Origin of the sequence: Streptomyces sp. NPDC005485 (assembly GCF_040606085.1) — a bacterium.
In the GTDB taxonomy this organism is placed as follows: Bacteria; Actinomycetota; Actinomycetes; order Streptomycetales; family Streptomycetaceae; genus Streptomyces.
Window position 1 is genome coordinate 215,441 of the sequence record NZ_JBEXDZ010000001.1, and the last position, 20,402, is coordinate 235,842.

General features: G+C 71.3%; 20 protein-coding genes and 1 pseudogene. 16 read left to right on the forward strand and 5 right to left on the reverse strand.

Annotation, left to right across the window (positions count from 1 at the left end):
- Positions 1 to 3: 3 nt before the first annotated feature.
- From ABZS97_RS00980 to ABZS97_RS00990, 3 genes and pseudogenes are all read left to right on the forward strand, one after another.
- Positions 4 to 393: pseudogene (locus ABZS97_RS00980) on the forward strand (MFS transporter); the annotation flags it as partial.
- Positions 369 to 728 carry a hypothetical protein gene (locus ABZS97_RS00985; RefSeq protein ID WP_356131853.1) on the forward strand — a complete coding sequence of 120 codons (360 nt, stop codon included), beginning with the start codon at positions 369 to 371 and terminating at the stop codon, positions 726 to 728. The pseudogene ABZS97_RS00980 and the gene ABZS97_RS00985, both read left to right, overlap by 25 nt.
- 267 nt (positions 729 to 995) lie before the next feature.
- Positions 996 to 1,427, forward strand: a complete 432-nt coding sequence (locus ABZS97_RS00990) for a hypothetical protein (RefSeq protein WP_356131856.1) — start codon at positions 996 to 998, stop codon at positions 1,425 to 1,427.
- A 55-nt stretch (positions 1,428 to 1,482) separates the two neighbouring features.
- On the opposite strand, the gene ABZS97_RS00995 is transcribed toward ABZS97_RS00990, so the two are convergent.
- On the reverse strand, positions 1,483 to 2,733 hold the full coding sequence (locus ABZS97_RS00995; protein WP_356131858.1) for a DUF4241 domain-containing protein: 1,251 nt from the start codon (positions 2,731 to 2,733) through the stop codon (positions 1,483 to 1,485).
- A gap of 142 nt (positions 2,734 to 2,875) precedes the next feature.
- On the opposite strand from ABZS97_RS00995, the gene ABZS97_RS01000 reads away from it, so the two are divergent.
- The 4 genes from ABZS97_RS01000 (at position 2,876) to ABZS97_RS01015 (ending at position 5,621) form a co-directional block, all read left to right on the forward strand.
- A complete protein-coding gene (locus ABZS97_RS01000) occupies positions 2,876 to 3,739 on the forward strand; it encodes a hypothetical protein (protein WP_356131861.1) in 864 nt (287 codons plus the stop codon).
- Positions 3,740 to 3,908: 169 nt separating this feature from the next.
- The gene (locus ABZS97_RS01005) at positions 3,909 to 4,526 is read left to right on the forward strand and encodes an RNA polymerase sigma factor (RefSeq protein ID WP_356131864.1); all 618 of its coding nucleotides are present in this window, start codon (positions 3,909 to 3,911) and stop codon (positions 4,524 to 4,526) included.
- The gene (locus ABZS97_RS01010; protein WP_356131867.1) at positions 4,523 to 4,747 is read left to right on the forward strand and encodes a hypothetical protein; all 225 of its coding nucleotides are present in this window, start codon (positions 4,523 to 4,525) and stop codon (positions 4,745 to 4,747) included. Before ABZS97_RS01005 ends, ABZS97_RS01010 begins: the two co-directional genes overlap by 4 nt.
- Complete coding sequence (locus tag ABZS97_RS01015) at positions 4,740 to 5,621, forward strand: hypothetical protein (protein WP_356131870.1); 882 nt, start codon at positions 4,740 to 4,742, stop codon at positions 5,619 to 5,621. Before ABZS97_RS01010 ends, ABZS97_RS01015 begins: the two co-directional genes overlap by 8 nt.
- Positions 5,622 to 5,642: 21 nt before the next feature.
- Here the strand turns inward: ABZS97_RS01015 and ABZS97_RS01020 are convergent, their stop codons facing one another.
- Complete coding sequence (locus tag ABZS97_RS01020; RefSeq protein WP_356131873.1) at positions 5,643 to 6,431, reverse strand: IclR family transcriptional regulator; 789 nt, start codon at positions 6,429 to 6,431, stop codon at positions 5,643 to 5,645.
- A gap of 117 nt (positions 6,432 to 6,548) precedes the next feature.
- Here ABZS97_RS01020 and ABZS97_RS01025 point away from each other — a divergent pair, with 117 nt between their 5' ends.
- From ABZS97_RS01025 to ABZS97_RS01045, 5 genes are all read left to right on the forward strand, one after another.
- The gene (locus ABZS97_RS01025; RefSeq protein WP_356131876.1) at positions 6,549 to 7,508 is read left to right on the forward strand and encodes a 5-dehydro-4-deoxyglucarate dehydratase; all 960 of its coding nucleotides are present in this window, start codon (positions 6,549 to 6,551) and stop codon (positions 7,506 to 7,508) included.
- Positions 7,509 to 7,614: 106 nt separating this feature from the next.
- Positions 7,615 to 8,952: a gluconate:H+ symporter gene (locus ABZS97_RS01030; protein WP_356131879.1), complete on the forward strand. Its 1,338-nt coding sequence runs from the start codon at positions 7,615 to 7,617 to the stop codon at positions 8,950 to 8,952.
- A 38-nt stretch (positions 8,953 to 8,990) separates the two neighbouring features.
- Entirely contained in the window at positions 8,991 to 10,319 is a 1,329-nt protein-coding gene (locus tag ABZS97_RS01035) for an enolase C-terminal domain-like protein (RefSeq protein ID WP_356131989.1), read from the forward strand.
- Between the two features lie 371 nt (positions 10,320 to 10,690).
- Positions 10,691 to 11,353 (forward strand): RNA polymerase sigma factor, encoded by a 663-nt coding sequence (locus ABZS97_RS01040; RefSeq protein WP_356131882.1) that lies wholly within the window; start codon positions 10,691 to 10,693, stop codon positions 11,351 to 11,353.
- Positions 11,353 to 12,507, forward strand: a complete 1,155-nt coding sequence (locus ABZS97_RS01045) for a hypothetical protein (RefSeq protein ID WP_356131885.1) — start codon at positions 11,353 to 11,355, stop codon at positions 12,505 to 12,507. Before ABZS97_RS01040 ends, ABZS97_RS01045 begins: the two co-directional genes overlap by 1 nt.
- Before the next feature lie 271 nt (positions 12,508 to 12,778).
- On the opposite strand, the gene ABZS97_RS01050 is transcribed toward ABZS97_RS01045, so the two are convergent.
- Positions 12,779 to 13,612, reverse strand: a complete 834-nt coding sequence (locus ABZS97_RS01050; RefSeq protein ID WP_356131888.1) for a L,D-transpeptidase family protein — start codon at positions 13,610 to 13,612, stop codon at positions 12,779 to 12,781.
- Positions 13,613 to 13,864: 252 nt separating this feature from the next.
- Between ABZS97_RS01050 and ABZS97_RS01055 the strand changes: the two genes are divergently transcribed.
- The 3 genes from ABZS97_RS01055 to leuE all read left to right on the forward strand — a co-directional run bounded on the left by ABZS97_RS01055 (position 13,865) and on the right by leuE (position 17,067).
- Positions 13,865 to 15,445: a methylmalonyl-CoA mutase family protein gene (locus ABZS97_RS01055; protein ID WP_356131891.1), complete on the forward strand. Its 1,581-nt coding sequence runs from the start codon at positions 13,865 to 13,867 to the stop codon at positions 15,443 to 15,445.
- Between the two features lie 148 nt (positions 15,446 to 15,593).
- Entirely contained in the window at positions 15,594 to 16,352 is a 759-nt protein-coding gene (locus ABZS97_RS01060; protein ID WP_356131894.1) for a hypothetical protein, read from the forward strand.
- A gap of 64 nt (positions 16,353 to 16,416) precedes the next feature.
- Positions 16,417 to 17,067, forward strand: a complete 651-nt coding sequence (leuE, locus tag ABZS97_RS01065; protein WP_356131897.1) for a leucine efflux protein LeuE — start codon at positions 16,417 to 16,419, stop codon at positions 17,065 to 17,067.
- Here the strand turns inward: leuE and ABZS97_RS01070 are convergent.
- A complete protein-coding gene (locus tag ABZS97_RS01070; RefSeq protein ID WP_356131899.1) occupies positions 17,064 to 18,467 on the reverse strand; it encodes an FAD-dependent oxidoreductase in 1,404 nt (467 codons plus the stop codon). The two genes, leuE and ABZS97_RS01070, sit on opposite strands and share 4 nt — an antisense overlap.
- Before the next feature lie 69 nt (positions 18,468 to 18,536).
- Here ABZS97_RS01070 and ABZS97_RS01075 point away from each other — a divergent pair, with 69 nt between their 5' ends.
- Positions 18,537 to 19,187 (forward strand): TetR/AcrR family transcriptional regulator C-terminal domain-containing protein, encoded by a 651-nt coding sequence (locus ABZS97_RS01075; RefSeq protein WP_356131902.1) that lies wholly within the window; start codon positions 18,537 to 18,539, stop codon positions 19,185 to 19,187.
- A gap of 25 nt (positions 19,188 to 19,212) precedes the next feature.
- Here ABZS97_RS01075 and ABZS97_RS01080 read toward each other — a convergent pair whose 3' ends face one another.
- Positions 19,213 to 20,316 carry an acyltransferase gene (locus ABZS97_RS01080; RefSeq protein WP_356131992.1) on the reverse strand — a complete coding sequence of 368 codons (1,104 nt, stop codon included), beginning with the start codon at positions 20,314 to 20,316 and terminating at the stop codon, positions 19,213 to 19,215.
- Positions 20,317 to 20,402: the final 86 nt, after the last annotated feature.

Sequence of the window (20,402 nt, forward strand, 5' to 3'; positions counted from 1 at the left end):
CCGCTGTTGCTCCTCCGCGGGCGGATCGCCGACCTGGCAGGGTGCAGGATCGCCTTCATGACCGGGCTGTTGGGCTTCGCCGCCGCGTCCGCGCTGGGCGGCGCCGCGGCCAACTCGGGGATGCTCTTCGGCGCCCGCGCACTGCAGGGCGTCTTCGCCGCGCTCCTCGCGCCGGCCGCCCTCGCCCTGCTCGCCACCACGTTCACCGACCCCAAGGAGCGCGGCAAGGCCTTCGGTGTGTTCGGCGCGATCGTCGGCGCGGGCGCGGCAATCGGGCTGCTGGCGGGCGGCTTCCTCACGCAGTACCTGGACTGGCGCTGGTGCCTGTACGTCAACGTGCCCATCGCGCTCGTCGCGTTCGCCGGCGCGTGGGTGCTGCTCGACAGAGGGGGACGTTCGCCCTGCGGGGCAGCGAGTCCCTCGTGGTGCGGGGGCAGGCGCCGTCCATCGCCACCTATGCCGCCACCGTGCACCGCACGACCGTCCCGGAGGCTCTCCGGCAGACCGGCACGATCACCACCGCCAAGGGGGTGCGCAAGAGCGAGTTGGTGTACGTCGTCGGCGGCACCGGGTGCGTCAACGAGGGCGACGTGGCGTGGCGGAAGTGGACGCTGTCCGATCCCGACATCGCCGACGACGTCGAGGACCCGGTGACCGAGCTGGACGACTTCGCGGCGTACGCCAAGAGCGCGAAGGTGAGTCGCACGGGGTCGGGCGGCCCGCGTTGAATCGGGTGGTGCGGGAGGCCACCCTTCCCTGCCGCCCGACGCGAGTCGGACGTGAGCAACGCAGGGCAACCTGCGCAAGCGACGCAGAGCAACCTGAACAGGAAAGGCGAACGACGAACAACGGGCCAAAAGGTTGTACGTGGAACCTGGGTTCGGTGTGTGTGAATCGCCACTTCTGTGGACCGTGATGTTCCTGAGCCGGCATCCGCTGGGGCAACCGGGAAGGCCGGGAAGGGGTTTCCCCGGCCGAGCGAAGGGGTGGGGGCCATGAGGGAAGTCGAGGAGCGCGTACCGGGGGCGGACCGGATGCGCGGGTGCGCGACGGCCTTCGTCACGCACGCCACGGCCCGCAACCGCCTGCCGCTGGACTACTCCGTGGCCAGCCTCCGCGTCGTCGACTTCCTGATCGACGGACTGCGCAAGGGCGGGGCAGGGCGCGAGCGGGTCGGCGGCACCCTGTTCGGGCTCGGCGCGTACGTCGGGGAGGTGCTGGTGCGACGCGCGGGCGCGACCTGGGTGGACTTCGACGCCGACCAGCGGGCGTACTTCGCCCAGCCGGTCGGCGTACGCATGCCGGACGGCCGGGTCTGGAACCCCCTCGGCAAGGTCCACAACCGTTTCGAGGTGGGCGGTCCTGAGGAGTCCCTGCAGACCTTCTACCTGATGCTGCCCGGGAGGGCCCGGCGCGCGGTGGCCTGACGGCGGGCGCCGGGCGAAGCGGTCCGGCCACGAACCCTGGGGTGCGGCGAGCGCGTCACGGCAGCAGCTCCCGGCCGTGCAGGATCAGCATGTCGGCGACCAGGCAGGTGACCTCGCCGTCGCCGGCGCGGCCGATCCACACCGGGTACGTGCCGTCGCCCAGGCCGCTCGGGTACGCGATGAGGTTGCCGCCGGACCGCGGGTCGTCGAGGACGAGGATGCCGTCGGGAAGGTCGTCGTCGGGGATGGTGTCCTGGCGGCCGGTGAGCCGCTCGGCCGCCGCCGCGTCGACGAAGCAGCCGGTGCCCGTGTCCACGCCGAAGCCGTAGAACTCCCCGTCCCTCAAGGTGCGCGGGTCCTCGCCGGGGCGCAGCGCCAACTCCCAGGTCTCCGTGGGCTTTTCGCAGACGAGGACGCGGGCCGCGGTGTAGTCCTCCAGGCGGATGTGCGCGCCCTCGTACTCGCTCGCGTACGCGGCCATGGCGACCTCCACGCGGTACTCGCCCGGCGGCACCGTGACCGTGAAGGGCTCGACGGGGCCGTCCCAGCCCGGGTCGCAGGCGACGACACGGCCGGTCGGCAGCCGCAGCGGCCCGGCGTCGACGACGTCCCCGACGATGTACGGGCCCACGGGACCGTCGTACGGCGGCGAGAAGCGCGTGCCGGGCGTGAACGTCCCGGCGAGGTGGTGCGGTCGCATCGGGGCAGGGGGACGCCAGCTCGGGACGGGGGTCGCCGTCGTCCCCGTGTCCCTGTCCCCGCCCGTCTCGGGCGTCGGGGTTTCGCGCAGAGGGCCCGTCGGCCGGCCGTCCGTCGCTAGGGCCACCGCCCGGCCCCAGTCCCCGAACTCCGGTGCGGGCACACGGCGTTGGTTCTCGGGTACATCGGGCAGCGTGTGCGTCGAGCCGCCCCGCACTCCCTTCGGCTCGCAGACCTTGCGGCCCCGGCCGTCCGGGTGGAGGTCGGTCAGGATCCGGCCCGCCTCCGCCGCGAACTCGGCCATGTCATCGGTGTCGTAAAGCCATTGAGCGAGGTGGCGGAGGAAGAGCTCCCCGGGTTCGAGCCGGCGCAGGTCGATCTCTCGGGTGCGCCGGCCCCGGTCGTCGTACGCCCAGATGCCGAAGTAGCCCTGCGCCCAGGCGACATGGAGCACGGCGGCCGGTTGCGGGTGACCCTCCTCGCGCAGCACCACCGCGTACTGCTCGCCCGCCGCGTCGCGGGCCGCGGCCCGCTGCCTGCTCATCGGGCCGGAAACGGTGCGGGACACCGGGTCCCAGCTCTCCCCGTACGTCACATCCAAGGTCACGTCTGTTCCAGCGCACCGGAGCCCGAAAAAGTCACCCCCGTTTCCGCGCCCGTGATGTTTGACGGCATGGTTCCGCTGGGTCTGGTGGGACCGGTGCGTGAACGCGCCCCGGGCGGCGGGGAGAGAGAAGGAGCGGGGAGCCGTGGTGAAGGTGGTCATGGGAGGGGCGCGGAGCGGTCGGCCGAAGAGACGACGGGTTGTGGTGGCCGCGTGTCTGGCGGTCCTCTGCGCGGTTCCAGGCCTGGTCTCGTGCGACGTACGACAGCGGCATGTCGTCCTCGACGGCGGTACGTTCACGCCGCTGACGCCCGAGGACGAAGCGCGCGGAACGCGGCTCGCCCGCACCGCGGCGGACCTTCTGCGCACCACCGACTCCGTACGGCTGAGCGTGACCACGGCCGGCAGTGGCAGTGGCGGCGCGGGTGGGCAGAAGGTCTCGCTGCTCATGGACCGTGACGGGAACTGCACCGGCACCTTCGACGTCGGCCCGATGCGTCGCGGCGAGCTCGTGGTGACCGGCAAGCAGGCGTACGTACGCCTCTCCGACGCGGCTCTCGACGAGATCCGCGCCTCCGCGGAGTCCCGTGGTGCCGAGGCGCGGGCCCGGGTCGCCCAGCGGACCGAGTTCGCGCGCGGCAAGTTCCTCAAGGCACCTCTGAAGGACAGCGGGGGCCTCGCACCCTCCTCCTCCTGCGACCTCGACGCACTGCTGCAGAACCTCGACGGCGACCCCGGCGCCACGAAGGCCCTCCCGGAGACCACCCGGTACGGCAGGCACGTCACGCCGCTCGTGGAGAAGGGGCGCGAGGGCGGCACCACGATGTACGTGGCCGCGAGCGGGCGGCCGTACATCCTCGGCGTCACCGGCCGGGAGAACGGTCGGTCGATGGAGATGCGGCTGTCCGACTACGGCAGTCCCGTCGACGTACACGCTCCGGGGGCGGAGGAGACCATCGTCATCGACCCGAACGCGTCCGGGAGCGGCGGCTCGCTGTTCGACCTCTGAGCGAGTCGGGGCGGGAGGGGAGCCTGATGGGCTGTGACATTTCTGTGGCGCGCGGCGCTGATCACGATGGGGGCGTGGACACGGCGAACCGTGGCTCGCGGTGCGCATTCGGACGATCTCGGTACGAGCGATGCAGGTACAAGCGATCTCGGCACGAACGAGGACAGTGTTGGGCCAGGGAGGGGAACCCCGCCGCGTGCAGGCTTACGACGGGGAGCTGGGCGTGGCCGTCGGGCAGGCGCAGGAAGGGGACGAGGCCGCCTTCGCGGTCGCGTACCGGATCGTCCAGCCGGGACTGCTGGGGTACCTGCGCGGAATCGTCGGCGACGACGCGGAGGACGTGGCGTCGGACGCGTGGCTGGAGATCGCGCGGGACCTGGGCCGCTTCCGGGGCGACGGGGCGGGGTTTCGCGGCTGGACCGCGACGATCGCCCGGCACCGGGCGCTGGACCACCTGCGGCGGCTGAAGGTACGGCCCCGGGCGACCGTGCTCGAACAGGACCTGCTGGAACTGCCCGGCACGCACAGCACACACGACCAGGCGCTGGAGTCCCTCTCCACCCGGGACGCCCTCCGGCTGGTCGCGGGGCTGCCGCGCGACCAGGCGGAGGCGGTGCTGCTGCGGGTGGTCGTCGGCCTCGACGGGCCCGCGGCCGCGCGTGTTCTGGGCAAGCGGCCGGGCGCGGTCCGCACCTCCGCCCACCGCGGGCTCAAGCGCCTTGCCCGGCAGTTGGGCGCCGAGGGTGTGACGGATGAAGGCCCCAGCACGCTGGGGGAGTCGAGATGAACCGCAGGACGGCCGACCAGACGGCCAAGAAGAACCACGAGAAGTTCATGAGTGACCGCGAGCGGTACAGCGAGAAGTTCAAGAGCGACTGCGAACGGTCCGAGAGCGACGGCGAGCGGTCGCGGAGCAACGGCAAGCAGTCCCAGAGCGACAGCGAGAAGTCGCAGACCAACGGCACGCAGCCGTCGGGCAGAGGCAGAGACGGATCCGGACATGGGTGAACGACACAGCCACGGCGGGGCGCCCGACCGCCGGGCCGCGCGCCCTGACGCCGCACGCCCCCTCGACGCCGCGGCGCCCCTGTCCGCCCACCCCGGCACCTCCGCCGCCGCCTCCACCCCGGGCGTCGACGCGCTCCTCGCCGCCGCCGTGCGCGCCACAGCCGTGGATGCCGAGCGGGAGGCGCGGGCCGTAGCCGCCTTCCGTGCCGCGCGGGACCAGGGGGCGTATGCCGCGCACGCCGCGCGGACCCGGCGCCGGGACGACTGGCGACCGCGGCAGGAGAAGACGAAGCGTTCGCTGCGGGCCACCTTCGCGGTGCTGGCGGCGAGCGTGACGCTGGGCGGGGTCGCCGTCGCGGCCATCGGCTCCTCGTCGGACGGCGACGGTGGTGACCAGAGCCGGACGCGGCCGTCGAGCAGCGCCCCGGACCATTCCGCCCCGGACTCCGCGAACCCGGCGGCGCCGGGCTCCTCGGCCCCCGGCACGACCGACGCGGCCACGCCGTCCCCCCACCCGTCGCAGGCCCAGGACACCGAGGCCCACTGCCGCGCGTACGAAAAGGTCGGGGGCCGGGGCAAGGCCCTGAACTCCACGGCCTGGCAGCGGCTCGTCGACGCGGCGGGCGGCGAGGACAAGGTGGCCGCGTACTGCGCCGCACAACTGGCCGAGAACGCCACAGGCACAGGCACAGGCACAGGCACAGGCACAGGCACGGACAAGGGCAAGGGCGGCAGCGACAGCAACGGAAACGGCACCGCCGGTACGGCACGGGCGACCCCGACCCCGGCGACCCCGACCCCGGCGACTCCCACCCCGGCGACTCCCACCCAGGCGGCGACGCCGAAGCCGGGGAAGTCCAAAGGGAAGCCGTAGACCCGTCGACCCGCTCTGTGCCTAGCGCCAGTCGGGTACGCCCGAGACGGGCGGCAGCTGGGCTTCGATCTTCGCCCGGATCTCCTGCATCACGGCGACGATGCGGGCCTCGTGCTCCGGGGTGAGCCGGGCCATCGGCACCGAGCAGCTGATGGCGTCGGTGGCCGGGGCGGCGTAGCGCAGAGCGAAACCGAAGCCGGCTATGCCCGTCACCGTCTCCTCCCGGTCGATGGAGTAGCCGCGTTCGCGGATGCGGGCCAGGTCGGCGAGGAGGGACGCGCGGGTGGTGTGCGTGTTCTCGGTGAGGGCGGTCAACGGCCCCTCCGGTAGCGACAGTTCGTCGTCGGAGCGCTCGGCGAGCAGTGCCTTGCCGAGTCCGCCGGCGTGGGCCGGGACGCGGCGGCCGACGCGGCTGATGGTGCGCAGGTACTCGTGGGACTCGCGGGTGGCGAGATAGACGACGTCCGGGCCGTCGAGCCGGGCCATGTGGATCGTCTCTCCGAGCGCGTCCGACGCCTCGTCGAGGTAGGGACGGGCGACCCGGATGCGCCGGTCGCCGTCGAGGTAGCTGGTGCCCGTGAGCAGCGCGCGGATGCCGATGCCGTAGAGGGAGCCGGTGGCGTCGGTGCGGACCCAGCCGCAGTCGACGAGGGTCTGCAGCAGCTGGTACATGCTGCTGCGCGGCACGCCCAGCTCCTCCGCGAGCTGGTCCAGGCGCGAGGGCTGCTCTCCTCGTCCCGCGAGCAGTTCCAGCAGCGCGACGGTTCTGGCCGCCGACTTCACCCCGCGGACACCTGTCTTCTCCGGCATGGGCCCAATCGTAGATCCGCGCCGATTCGCGGAGGCGCACCCATTGACCGCTCTCGTTCACCCATCTAACCTCCATCTGCATACGTAGACGGCATCCGCATACAGGGATGGGATTTCATGACAGGGATCAGCGCTGAGCTCGCAGAGGTCGTCCAGCGGCTCCGGGACGGAATGGCGGGCGGAGTGCTTTCCTTCCCCCTCACGAGCTTCCGGGACGACGGCGGGCTCGACCTCGACGCGTACCGGGCCTACCTGACCGGCCGGCTGGCCACCGCACCCGGAGCGGTGTTCCCCGCCTGCGGGACCGGCGAGTTCTTCTCGCTGGACGAGGACGAGTACGCGGCGGTCATCGAGGCCACGGTCGAGATCGCCGACGGACGGATGCCGGTGGTCGCGGGCATCGGGTACGGCTGGGCGCAGGCGCTGCGCTTCGCCCGGATCGCGGAGCGGGCGGGGGCGGACGCCGCTCTGGTCCTGCCCCACTACCTGGTGGGCGCCCCGCAGGACGGTCTGGTGGAGCAGCTGCGCCGGATCGCCGCGGGGACCCGGCTGCCCTTGATCGCGTACCAGCGTGACCAAGTCGCCTTCACGGCCGCCTCGTTGAGGCATATCGCCCGGATCGACGGGGTGATCGGGCTCAAGGACGGGCACAGTGACCTCGACCGGCTCCAGCGCCTCACCCTCGCCGCCCCCGAGGGCTTCCTGTTCTTCAACGGCGCCTCCACGGCCGAGATCCAGGCCCGCGCCTACGCCACCGTCGGCGTCCCCGCCTACTCCTCGGCCGTCCACGCCTTCGCCCCCGAGATCGCGAACGCCTTCTTCGCCGCCCTGCGGGACGGTGACGACGCCGTCGTGACCAGGCTCCTGCGCGAGTTCTACGTCCCCCTCGTCGAACTGCGCGACCGGGTGCCCGGCTACGCCGTCTCCCTGGTCAAGGCCGCAGCCCGGCTGCGCGGCCTCCCGGTCGGCCCGGTGCGCGCCCCGCTCACCGACCCGTCGGACGCGGACCTCGCCGACCTGGAGAAGGTGCTGGACCACGGACTGAGCCTGGTCGGCGCCGTACGGCAAACCGCCTGACGAACCCGGCGGGCACCCCGCCGTGCCCGCCGGACGCCCCACCGACGCACCTCCCGCTCACCCCCCACGCCCTCCCCTTCGCTCGACAGTTCAAAGGAGAACTGCCATGCCACTTCTCGTGGTCGGGATCAGCGTTCTGGTCCTGCTGCTGCTCATGACCAGGCTGAAGCTCAACGGCTTCGCGGCTCTGCTGCTCGTAGCGGTCGGCGTCGCGCTGGTCCGGGGAATCCCGGTGGCGACCATCCCGGACGTCCTCTCCGAGGGCATCGGGGGTCAGATCGGCGACACCATGCTCACCATCGGGCTCGGCGCGATGGTCGGCCGCATCATGGGGGACTCCGGCGCCGCACAGCGCATCGCCGGCAAGCTCCTGGACGCCTTCGGCCCGCGCGGGGTCCAGATAGCCATGGTGATCACGTCCATGCTGATCGGCGTGACCATGTTCTACGAGGTCGCCTTCATCATCATCGTGCCGATCGCGTTCACTCTGGTCCGGGTCACCGGGTCGAAGCTGCTGTGGGTCGGCCTGCCGATGTCCATCGCGCTGTCCACGATGCACAGCTTCCTGCCGCCGCACCCCGGCCCCACCGCGGTGGCCGCGACCTTCCACGCCTCCGTCGGACTGACGCTGTTCTACGGCCTGTTCATCGCGATCCCCGTCGGTGCGCTCATCGCCCTGGTCTGGCCGCGCCTGCCGTTCGTCCGGGCGATGAACCCGTCGATCCCCCAGGGCCTGGTCACCGAGCGCGAGTTCACCGACGAGGAGATGCCCGGCCTCGGCTGGTCGCTGTCCGTGGCGCTGTTCCCCGTGGTGCTGATCGTGGCCGCCGCCGTCACCGACATGGCCACCTCGTCCGAGACCCCGCTCCTGCACACCGTCGCCTTCATCGGCTCGGCGCCGATCGCGCTGCTGCTGACCCTGTGCCTGGCGAGCTGGGCGTTCGGACCTCGGATCGGCCGCAGCCTGGAGGAGGTCGGTGAGTCCTGCGCCTCGGCGGCGAAGGCGATGGCGATGATCCTCCTGGTCATCGGCGCCGGCGGGGCCTTCAAGAACGTCCTCGTCGAAGGCGGCATCTCCGACTACATCAAGGACGCCACCGACGGCTGGTCGATCTCACCGATCATCCTGGCCTGGCTCGTCGCCGTCATCCTCCGTATCGCGCTCGGCTCGGCGACGGTCGCCGTCGTGACGGCCTCCGGTGTGGTGCTGCCGCTGCTCGCGGGCAGCGGGGTCCACCCGGAGGTGATGGTGCTCGCCGTCGCCTGCGGCTCCATCGCCTTCTCCCATGTCAACGACCCCGGGTTCTGGCTGTTCAAGCAGTACTTCAACCTCTCCGTCATCGAGGCGATCAAGGTCCGTACGACCTATACGACGGTGCTCGCGATCCTCGGCCTGGGCGGCGTCCTGGTCGCCGAGCAGGTCCTCGACGCGCTCAGCCTCTAAGAACCCACCACTCCACCGCAGAAAGGCACCCGATGAGCATCGGACAGCCGACCGTCACGGCGTTCGCCGTCTACCCCGTCGCCGGCCGGGACAGCATGGAGCTGAACCTCTCCGGCGCGCACGGCCCCTACTTCACCCGCAACATCGTCGTCCTCACCGATTCCGAGGGCCGTACGGGCCTTGGCGAGGTACCCGGCGGGGAGCAGATCACGCGGACGCTGCGGGACGCCGAGTCGCTGGTCGTCGGGGCGAAGGTGGGCGACTACAAGCGGGTGCTGCGCGAGATCGGCGACCGGTTCGCCGACCGCGACTCGGGTGGCCGTGGTGCCCAGACCTTCGACCTGCGCACCACCGTCCACGCGGTCACCGCCGTCGAGTCGGCACTCCTCGACCTCCTCGGGCAGCACTTGGACGTACCGGTCGCGGCACTGCTCGGCGACGGCCAACAGCGCGACTCCGTCCGGGTGTTGGGCTACCTCTTCTACGTCGGCGACCCGGACCGCACCGACCTGGAGTACGTCCGCGAAACCGACTCCCCGGTGGACTGGTACCGGATCCGGCGCGAGGAAGCCCTCACGCCGGAGGCGATCGTCCGCCAGGCGGAGGCCGCCTACGACCTGTACGGCTTCCGGGACTTCAAGCTCAAGGGCGGTGTCCTTGAGGGCGCGGAGGAGGTCAAGGCGGTCCGCGCCCTCAAGGACCGCTTCCCGGGAGCCCGGATCACCCTCGACCCGAACGGCGCCTGGTCCCTGGCCGAGGCGGTCGAGCTGTGCCGTCCGCTGGGCGACACACTCGCGTACGCCGAGGACCCCTGCGGGGCCGAGGGCGGCTACTCCGGGCGGGAGATCCTCGCCGAGTTCCGCCGCGCGACCGGTCTGCCCACCGCGACCAACATGATCGCCACCGACTGGCGTCAGATGACCCACGCCCTGGCCCTCCAGTCGGTCTCCATCCCGCTGGCCGACCCGCACTTCTGGACCATGCAGGGCTCGGTACGCGTCGCGCAGCTGTGCAACGCGATGGGTCTGACCTGGGGCTGCCATTCCAACAACCACTTCGACATCTCGCTGGCCATGGTCACCCACTGCGGCGCCGCCGCCCCGGGCGAGTACAACGCCCTGGACACGCACTGGATCTGGCAGGAAGGAACGGAACGCCTCACCACGGCCCCGCCGCGCATCGTAGGCGGCGAGATCGCCGTCCCGCAGGCCCCGGGCCTGGGTATCCAGCTCGACATGGACCGGCTCCTGGCGGCCCACGAGCTCTACCGGCAGAAGACGCTGGGAGCCCGCGACGACGCGGTCACCATGCAGTACCTCATCCCCGGCTGGGAGTTCGACAGCAAGCGGCCCTGCCTGGTGCGGTAGCCCCGAAGACTTGGGGCTACGACGAGATCAAGGACGGCGGCGGGGACTGCGACGCGGAGACGACCGGGGCCGCCACCCCCCACAGGAGAGGCCCCGGCCGTCGCGCGGTACGGGCCGCGCGGCGGCCCGTACTCTCTACAGCGTCGCGGCTGCGTTTTCTGTCACACCTCTCTGCGTCACGAGATAGTTGCACGTTGTACGGACATGGACGGGGAGTGGTTTCAGGCCGTAACGTGCCATTCGCGCCGGACTGCGCAGCGCGGCCGACTGACTAGCGGCCCCAGAAAAACCGCAACCATCAATTGAGCACCACGATGGTGAGCAACCAGGTCCGCGAGAGCGGCGCCGGATCAGGCGCATGAGGGAGTGCGGTGCTGGGGGACGACGCGGAGCTGACCGCCGCCGTGCTTGCTGCACAGGCCGGGGACGAGACCGCGTTCCGGACTGTGTACCGCGCGGTGCACCCCAGGCTGCTCGGATACGTCCGGACGCTGGTCGCCGACCCCGACGCGGAGGACGTCACCTCCGAGGCCTGGCTGCAGATCGCCCGTGACCTCGGACGGTTCGACGGCGACGCCGACCGCTTCCGCGGCTGGGCGGCCCGCATAGCCCGCAACCGCGCCCTCGACCACATACGGATGCGCGGTCGCCGCCCCGCGATCGGCGGCGACGAGACCGAGCTGACCGGCAGGCCCGCCGAGTCCGACACCGCGGGCGAGGCGATCGAGGCGCTGGCCACCGGTCGGACCCTCTCCCTCATAGCCCAGCTCCCGCAGGACCAGGCGGAGGCCGTCGTGCTGCGCGTCGTCGTCGGCCTCGACGCCAAGACCGCGGCGGAGACCCTCGGCAAGCGCCCCGGAGCCGTGCGCACGGCGGCGCACCGCGGTCTGAAGCGACTGGCGGAGCTGCTCGGCGGCGATCCGGAATCCGCCGGCGCGCTCGACGCCGTACCCCCACAAAGAGAACCGCGCACGCGCGCGGCGACGTCCGCGGGTGTGACGCATACGCGTCCGCGGACGCAGAAGGACATGTGATGGCCGACGAGCACTACAGGTGGCTGGACCGCGACGCGGCGGAGCGTCTGCTGAACGGTGAGCCGCTGGAAGACGTCGACGCCGACCTCCGCGCCGAGGCCGACCGGCTCTCCCGGGCCCTGCACGCGCTGGCCGCCGAACCCGCCCTGAGCAGCGCGGAGTTGCCCGGCGAGGCCGCCGCGCTGGCCGCGTTCCGGAAGGTTCAGGAGGGCCAGGCGGGAGCCAACGGCGAGGCGGTTCAGGTGGGTCGCGGCAGGGGGCGTGCGCACGGCGCCGACGTGGGCCTCGTCCGTCTCGGGCGCCCCGCCCAGGACGGCCGCCGGGCCCGCTGGGGGCGTCCCGCGCGCCTCGGGCTCGCCGCAGCGCTGGCCGCCGGAATGCTCGGCGGAGTCGCCGTGGCGGCCGGAACCGGAGTGCTGCGGACCCCCTTCGGTGACGACCGGCCGGGCCCGGTCGCCTCGGTCACGGCCGCTGTGACACCGGACCGTCCGCTTGTCTCGCCGCCGCCGGGCGGCGACCGGCGGGAGGGCCTGCCGGCACCGACACCCGGCGGCAAGAACAGCCCCTCCGGCGGCACCTCGTCGCACGATCCGTCGAAGGACGGGAGCGGGGAGGGGCCCGGGAACGGCGCGAGCGCGCGGCCCGGTTCCGACTCCTCGGGGCGTTGGGATGCGAGCCGCTACGGCGGGGGAGCGAGCGGTCTGCTCTCGTCCTGCCGTGACCTGCGCGCCGGCAAGACCCTGGAGAGCGGCCGCCGCCGCGCCCTGGAGGGCGCGGCCGGTGGCGGCGGCACGCGCGTGAAGAATTTCTGCAAGGACGCCGTGACCGACGCGGACGCTCGCACACACGACGACGACAAAGGCTATAGAGGCGACAAAGACGGCAAGGGTGCCAAGGGCTCGGGCAGAGGTTCGGGCAAGGGCTCCGGCAAGGGTTCGCACGGCGGCTCCGGCAGCGGAGGTCGGGGCGACCAGGACGACCAGGGCGACCGCGGTGGCGACGCCGACGGTCACATACGCGGCGGCCACGGCCACCCCGGCGGCGACCGCCGGGGCGGCGGAAACGGCCATAGCGGCAGCGGGGAAACCGTCATCTCGGCACCCGTGAGCCCGCACCCGACGCCGAGCCCGACGCCGAGCCGCAGCGCGCTGTAGCTGCTCCGGCCGTCCGGACCGGCGCCGCCAGAACCCATCCTGACCTGCGGTTTCCCGGTTCGTTGAACTTTCTTCGACGCAGGTGTGACGTTTTCAGCCGCCGTAACGCAGTAATGAGTGAGCCGACTGGTCATCGGCCGTCGCACCGAGCCGGAGTTCCCCCCGTACTCTCGGCCCGGTGCACACGGCGCGGGCGGGACACGTTCCCCCGGTTCCGCCCGCGCCCCACTCACCCACTCGCCCCGCTTCCGGGGCTCCGCGCAGGACGGCGTCACCAGTAGACGACGACCTTGTCCCCGTTGCGGACCTGCGCGAACAGCTTCGCGATCTTCCCCTCGTCCCGTACGTTGACGCAGCCGTGCGAGGCGCCGTAGTAGCCGCGGGCCGCGAAGTCGGAGGAGTAGTGGACCGCCTGGCCGCCGCTGAAGAACATCGCGTACGGCATGGGCGTGTGGTAGATCGTCGACACATGGTGGCGTGACTTGAAGTAGACGTTGAACACACCTTCACGGGTCGGCGTGTACTGCGAGCCGAACCGCACGTCCATCTCGGAGACCGTTCTGCCGTCGATCATCCAGCGCAGCGTGCGGCTAGCCTTGCTGACGCACAGCACCCGGCCCGTCATGCAGCGCGGATCGGGCTTCGCGGCCGGCTGCCCGCCGTACGGGTAGAGCTCCCAGTCGGCCGGTGAGTGCGTCATCTTCCGCAGCCGCTGCCAGGTGACGGCGTCCATCTCGCCGGTGCGCGGCAGGCCCCGCTTGCCCTGGAAGCCCTTCACGGCCGAGACCGTGGGGGAGTCGTACGTCCCCGTGGGCGCCGTGATGAGCCAGGCGACCTGGTGCAGCCGGGCCTGGAGCCGGCGGACCTCGGTGCCCTTGTCGCCGTGGGACCAGAGCACCTCGGCGGCGGGTCGAGCGTCACCGGAGGAGCGCTCGGACGAACCCTTGGAGGCGGTGCCGCTCGGCTTGGCGTCGTCCGGTTTGTCCGTGACGTCGATGTGCACCGGCGGCTGCTTGCCGTTCGCGTCCACGGCGTGGGCCGTGCAGCCGCAGACGGCCGCGAGCACCGCGAACGCGGCCAGCGCCCTTCTGATGCCGGCCGTCATGCGCGGCCTCGTCATGGCTGTCGTACGCATCCCGACCCCCCGTTGCTTCCCCGGAACCGATGATCGGCTGTGCCACATTCTCACTTGAGAGGCTCCCCGCACAGGCCCGGTGACGAACTACGGTGCAAGGTGGTGAACAGGTCTGTGAGCAAGGTCCCAGCCTGGTCCTCTCCAACGGGCGCACGGCCGCCACTACAGTCCGTCGCGAGGGTCGGGTCCTACTAGTAAGTAGCTTCAGCGGGAGGCACAGCAATGGCGCGCGAGTCGGAGTCCGGACTGCCCATCGAGCCGGTCTACGGACCGGATGCTCTGGAGGGCTGGGATCCGGCGGAGAAGCTGGGTGAGCCCGGGAAGTACCCCTTCACCCGAGGTGTCTACCCGTCGATGTACACGGGCCGGCCGTGGACGATGCGGCAGTACGCCGGGTTCGGTACCGCGGTGGAGTCGAACGCCCGCTACAAGCAGCTCATCGCCAACGGCACCATGGGTCTGTCCGTCGCCTTCGACCTGCCCACCCAGATGGGCCACGACAGCGACGCCGCCATCGCACACGGCGAGGTCGGCAAGGTCGGCGTCGCCATCGACTCGGTCGAGGACATGCGGATCCTGTTCGGCGGGATCCCGCTGGACAAGGTGTCCACATCGATGACGATCAACGCCCCGGCCGCGCTGCTCCTGCTGATGTACCAGCTCGTCGGCGAGGAGCAGGGCGTCCCGGCCGACCAGCTGACGGGCACGATCCAGAACGACGTGCTCAAGGAGTACATCGCCCGCGGGACGTACATCTTCCCGCCCAAGCCGTCGCTGCGCCTGATCGCGGACATCTTCAAGTACTGCAAAACCGAGATCCCGAAGTGGAACACGATCTCGATCTCCGGCTATCACATGGCCGAGGCCGGTGCCTCCCCCGCGCAGGAGATCGCGTTCACGCTGGCCGACGGCATCGAGTACGTCCGTACGGCGGTCGCGGCCGGCATGGACGTCGACGACTTCGCCCCCCGGCTGTCGTTCTTCTTCGTCTCCCGCACGACGATCCTCGAAGAGGTGGCCAAGTTCCGTGCGGCCAGGCGCATTTGGGCCCGGGTGATGAAGGAGGAGTTCGGCGCGAAGAACCCGAAGTCGCTGATGCTCCGCTTCCACACGCAGACCGCAGGCGTGCAGCTGACCGCGCAGCAGCCGGAGGTGAACCTGGTGCGCGTCGCCGTCCAGGGCCTCGCGGCGGTCCTCGGCGGCACCCAGTCCCTGCACACCAACTCCTTCGACGAGGCGATCGCGCTGCCGACCGACAAGTCGGCCCGCCTCGCCCTGCGTACGCAGCAGGTCCTGGCCTACGAGACGGACGTCACGGCGACGGTGGACCCCTTCGCGGGCTCGTACGTCATCGAGCGGATGACCGACGAGGTCGAGGCCGCCACCGTCGAACTCATGGCGAAGGTCGAGGAGCTGGGCGGCGCCGTCAACGCCATCGAGCACGGCTTCCAGAAGGGCGAGATCGAGCGCAGCGCGTACCGCATCGCCCAGGAGACCGACTCCGGTGAGCGCGTCGTCGTCGGCGTCAACCGCTACCAGCTCGACACCGAGGAGCCCTACGAGCCCCTCCGCGTCGACCCGGCCATCGAGGCCCAGCAGGCGGCCCGCCTCGCCAAGCTCCGAGCGAACCGCGACCAGTCGGCGGTCGACGCCGCCCTGGCCGACCTGAAGAAGGCGGCGGAGGGCACGGACAACGTCCTCTACCCGATGAAGGACGCCCTGCGCGCCCGTGCGACGGTCGGCGAGGTGTGCAACGCGCTGCGCGGCGTCTGGGGGACTTACGTGCCTACGGATGCGTTCTGACCCACCTCCCAGGCGGAACCTGTGGAAGCTGACCAACGCCTCGGTGGAACCCGCGAGTTGGGCCGTGCGTCATATGGGCAGACGCACGGCCCAACTGCTCCGCCGGGAGGCCCGGATGAGGTTCGAGACGCCGCGTGAGCGTCCGAGGATGCCGAAGGAACAGGTTCAGCGGCCGGTCCCGCGCGAGCGGGACCCGATCATCCCGCCGGAGCATCAGCCCGGCGGCGCACACCCGATCGAGATCTCCATCGCCGCACCCCTGGTCGAGAAACGCCATGCCGGCTTCGAGGTACGTGACCGGCCCGAGATGCCGATCGTCGTACGGCGGACCATCCCCTGGTACGTGAACGAGCGCAGCGTCATGCGGAAGGTGACCGCCAGGCTCGTGGGCGTGACCACGCTCGTCGACGCCAGGGCAGCGACCGGCGATCTCGCGATCAAGATCCATGAGTTCGGTGCGGTCGAAGGCTTCCCGGCACCTGTCGCGGTCGTCGGGTGCCCTCTCAGGAAGGGGCCCGCGCCGCAGGACCTGGCGTCGAGGATCGAGCAGCTGCCGTTGCCGAAGGACCACGCGGCGAGGGTCGAGGAGCAGCTGTCGTCGAAGAGTGCGGCGTTCGCGGCACCCGTCATCTCCGCAGAGCACGGCGACATGACTGCTGCCGCCCTTCAGGCCGCCACCGCGGTGCTGGGCGAGCCGGAGGGATGGGAGACCAGGGTCGCCCGTGTCGTCCTCGAAGGCTTCATGTGGTTCGTCATTCCGACCAAGCCGATCACCAGTGTCGTAAAACTGCTGAGCGACGCGGTGCGGGACGACGAAGCGCCGCAGGCGTGGGCCGACCTCGCCCAGGGGCAGTTCGTGGGCGCGATGTGCCACCTCGATCCGCTGCCGATCGTCGCCCTGGGATGACCGGCGGATCCGCCCCGCGAAACGCGGAGGCCGAGTGTCGTACCCCCGTGCGACACTCCATCTCATGCTTGGTGTCATCGATCTGCCCACCTATCTCGCAGGCCTGATCCTCATCGTCCTGCTCCCCGGGCCGAACTCGCTCTACGTCCTGTCCGTCGCCGCCCGCCGAGGTGTTCGCACGGGCTACAAGGCCGCCGCCGGTGTCTGGTGCGGGGACACCGTGCTGATGGTGCTGTCCGCGGCCGGGGTCGCCTCGCTGCTTCAGGCGAACGCGGTGCTGTTCGGGATCGTGAAGTACGCGGGCGCCGGGTATCTGAGCTGGCTGGCGGTCGGGATGCTGCGGGCCGCGTGGGCGATGTGGCGGACCCGGCACGAGCGGGCGGCGGCGGAGGCGGAGGACGCGCCGGTCGTCGAGGAGCGGCCGTATCGGCGGGCGTTCGTGATCAGTCTCTTCAACCCGAAGGCGATCCTTTTCTTCGTCGCCTTCTTCGTGCAGTTCGTCGACCCGGACTACGCCTACCCCGCCCTGTCCTTCGTCGTCCTCGGCGCCTTCGCCCAGCTCGCGAGCTTCCTCTATCTCACCGCACTGATATTCAGCGGCACGAAGCTGGCGGCGGCCTTCCGGCGCCGTAAGCGCCTCTCGGCCGGTGCGACCACCGCCGCGGGCGCCCTCTTCCTCGGCTTCGCCGTCAAGCTCTCCCTCGCGAGCTCCTAGGCACCGACACGGGCCGCATACTTGGCCAACCCTTCCGCGCTCGCGCCCGCCCAGCCCACGTACCCGTCGGGCCGGACGAGGAAGAGGCCGGTGCCGTACGCCTCGTACGGCGGGATCCGGACCCCGTGGAGGGAGTACCCCGGCAGGTCGGGCAGGTCCGTGCCGACCGCGACCAGGGTCCAGTGCGGGCCCCGGAACGCGTCGAAGAGACGTACGCCGCCACGGACACCGTCCGGTGCGCGGTCGCCGGCCTGCAGGGCGCCCTCCGCCGCATCCGTGCGGGTCTCCACCGCGAGGGAGCAGCCCCGGTAGCCGAGGCCGAGCTGCGCGGTGGCCTCGCCGCGGCGCACCTCGCCGCGGTGGACCCCGGTGGACAGGCCGAGCATGGCGGCGGCGTTGGGCAGCCGCTCCTCCTCGTAGGAGTCGAGTAGGGCGGCGTCGGCCTCGCCGCGCAGCACCGCCGCCAGCTTCCAGCCCAGGTTGTACGCGTCCTGGACGCTGGTGTTGAGGCCCTGGCCACCGGCCGGTGAGTGGACGTGCGCCGCGTCCCCGGCGAGGAACACCCGGCCCTGCCTGAAGCGGTCCGCCATCGCCGCACGCGGCCGGAAGTCGGAGGCCCAGCGCACCTCGGTCACGGCGTCGGCGGCGAGATGAGAGCGCGTGGCGACGAGCTTGCGGATCCCGTCGAGGGACAGATCGGGGACCGTCCCCTCCTCGAACTGGGCGATCAGCTGGAAGTCCTCGGTGCCCGGCAGCGGCCAGGCCGCCATGAAGCCCTGGTCGCCGGTGGGCGGAAAGACGTGACAGTTCTCGCGGTCGAGTCCGGTGAGGCGGACGTCGGCCACCAGCATCGGCTGGGGGTCCACGGTCTCGCCGGTCATGCCGATGCCGAGCGCCCGTCGTACGGCACTGCGGCCGCCGTCGGAGGCGACCGCGTACCGCGCGCGGACCGGCGCCCCGGAGGCGAACCGGGCCGTCACCCCGTCCGCGTCCTGCGCGATCCCCACCAGCTCCCGCCCGAACGCCACCTCCCCGCCCAGCTCCCGCAGCCGCGTGAAGAGGATCTCCTGCGTACGCCACTGCGGCACCATCCACGGCCCCTGGAAGGGCTCGCTCTCCGTCGGTTCGCCCGCCTCGAACAGGCGGTGCTCGCCCGCGCGCTCCCCGTCCTGCCAGATCATGCCGACCGGGTAGGGGGCGCCCGCCGCGCGGACCGCGTCCAGGACACCGAAGTCGTCGAGGACCTCCATGGTGCGGGGCTGGATCCCCTTGCCGCGGGAGCCGGGGAAGAGCCCCTCGGCCTTCTCGACCACCAGGGCGCTCACGCCGCGTCGGGCCAGGTCGAGGGCGAGAGCGAGTCCGGTCGGGCCGGCGCCCACGACGAGTACGTCCGTGTTCATGCCCATCTCCTTAACATCGTTAAGTTCCATGCTTTGGAGCATGCGCTTAACGGCGTTAAGCTGTCAAGCGTGGCTACCCAGAAATCCCCCAAGCTGGACAAGAGGCTCGTCACCGAGACGGCCCTGAAGCTGCTGAACGAGGTCGGCCTCGACGGCCTCACCCTGCGGGCCATCGCCAAGGAACTGAACGTCCAGGCCCCGGCCCTGTACTGGCACTTCAAGAACAAGCAGGCCCTGCTCGACGAGATGGCGACGGAGATGTACCGCCGGATGGTCGCGGGCGCGCACCTCCCCCCGGGCGCCACCTGGCAGGAGCGACTGCTCGTGGGCAGCCGTGGCCTGCGTACCGCTCTGCTCGGTTACCGCGACGGCGCCAAGGTCTTCAGCGGCTCCCGCTTCACCGGCACCGAACACGCGGTCGAGATGGAGGTGGTCCTGCACGCCCTCGTCGAGGCCGGCTTCACCCTCCCCCAGGCCGTCCGTGCCACCACGACCGCGTACATGTACACCCTCGGCTTCATCACCGAGGAACAGGGCGTCCAGCCGCTCCCCGGGGAGCGCCGCGAGGGCTACGACGTCGAGGAACGCGCCGCCCGCATGCGGGAGTTCCCACTGGCGGCGGCCGCCGGCGAGGAGATCTTCGAGGGCTTCGAGGAGGGTTTCGAGGAGGGGCTGCGACTGGTGGTGGCGGGGATCGAGGCGCGCTACGGGATCAGCTGACCTACGCGCGGCACGCCATGCGCGCCTACGCGCGAGCCTTCGTCGGCCTCGGGTCCAGCGCCCTGCGCAGCCGGGGCGTCGCCCACTCCTCCACGTACCGGTTCATGAGCCAGGCGAGCACCAGCATCGCCGTCACCGTGCCGAACACGGTCACCGAGGACGGCAGGCCCAGGTGGCGGTGGAGGAGCTGTATCGAGACCCAGCCCAGGTGCTCGTGCACCAGGTAGAAGGGGTACGTCAGGGCGCCGGCGACCGTGAGCCAGCGCCAGTTCGCCCAGTGGAAGTGGCCGAGCGCGATCGCGCCCACCAGCAGGAAGCCCACCGTGACGACGGCGATGATGACGGCCGGGTGGCGGTAGGAGAAGAACGCGGGGTTCGGCTTGTGCCACAGGGACGCGATCGCGTAGTGCTGGGCGAGCGCCCAGCTGACGCCCACCACGCCCCACGCCGCGACGTCGCGGCGGTTGCGGTGCAGCAGGTAGAGGCCGATGCCGCCGATGAAGAAGGACGCGTACTCCGGCATCAGCACGGTGGTCAGCAGCGGCTCGTCCACCGCGTCGGAGATCGCCGCCGCGAGGGTCCACAGCGCGCAGAACATCAGCACGCGCCTGCGCGTGGCTCCCGGCAGGACGACGCACACCGCGAACAGGACGTAGAAGCGCAGCTCCGCCCAGAGCGTCCAGCACACGCCGAGGACGCGGTGCGCGCCGAGCGGTTGCTGCAGCATCGTCAGGTTCACGATGGTGTCGCTCGCCGAGACGGTCCTGTACGCCACCCACGGCAGCGCGAACACGGCCGTGATCAGCAGGATCGCCACCCAGTACGCCGGATAGAGCCGGGCCACGCGCGAGGCGAAGAACGAGCGCAGGGTCCGGCCCCAGCCGCTCATGCAGATCACGAAGCCGCTGATGATGAAGAAGATCTGCACCCCCATGCAGCCGTACGCCAGCCAGGGGGAGAGGGAGGGGAACTGGTGGGCCGGTGAGCTGCCCCAGGCCGTCGCGACCTCGCCGTCCCGGCCGCCGTAGTGGTACCCCGCGACCATCAGCGCGGCGACCAGGCGCAGCCCGTCCAGGGCGCGCAGGCGCGTCACCGGGGCGGTCACGGGGCGCGGAGCGGAATCAGGCACCGGAGCCTGGCCGTCCGTCCGCAGGGGCGGGGCGATGGTCACTGGGCTATGCCTTCCCTTTCAAAGCGGCCGCATAGAGAGCGGTT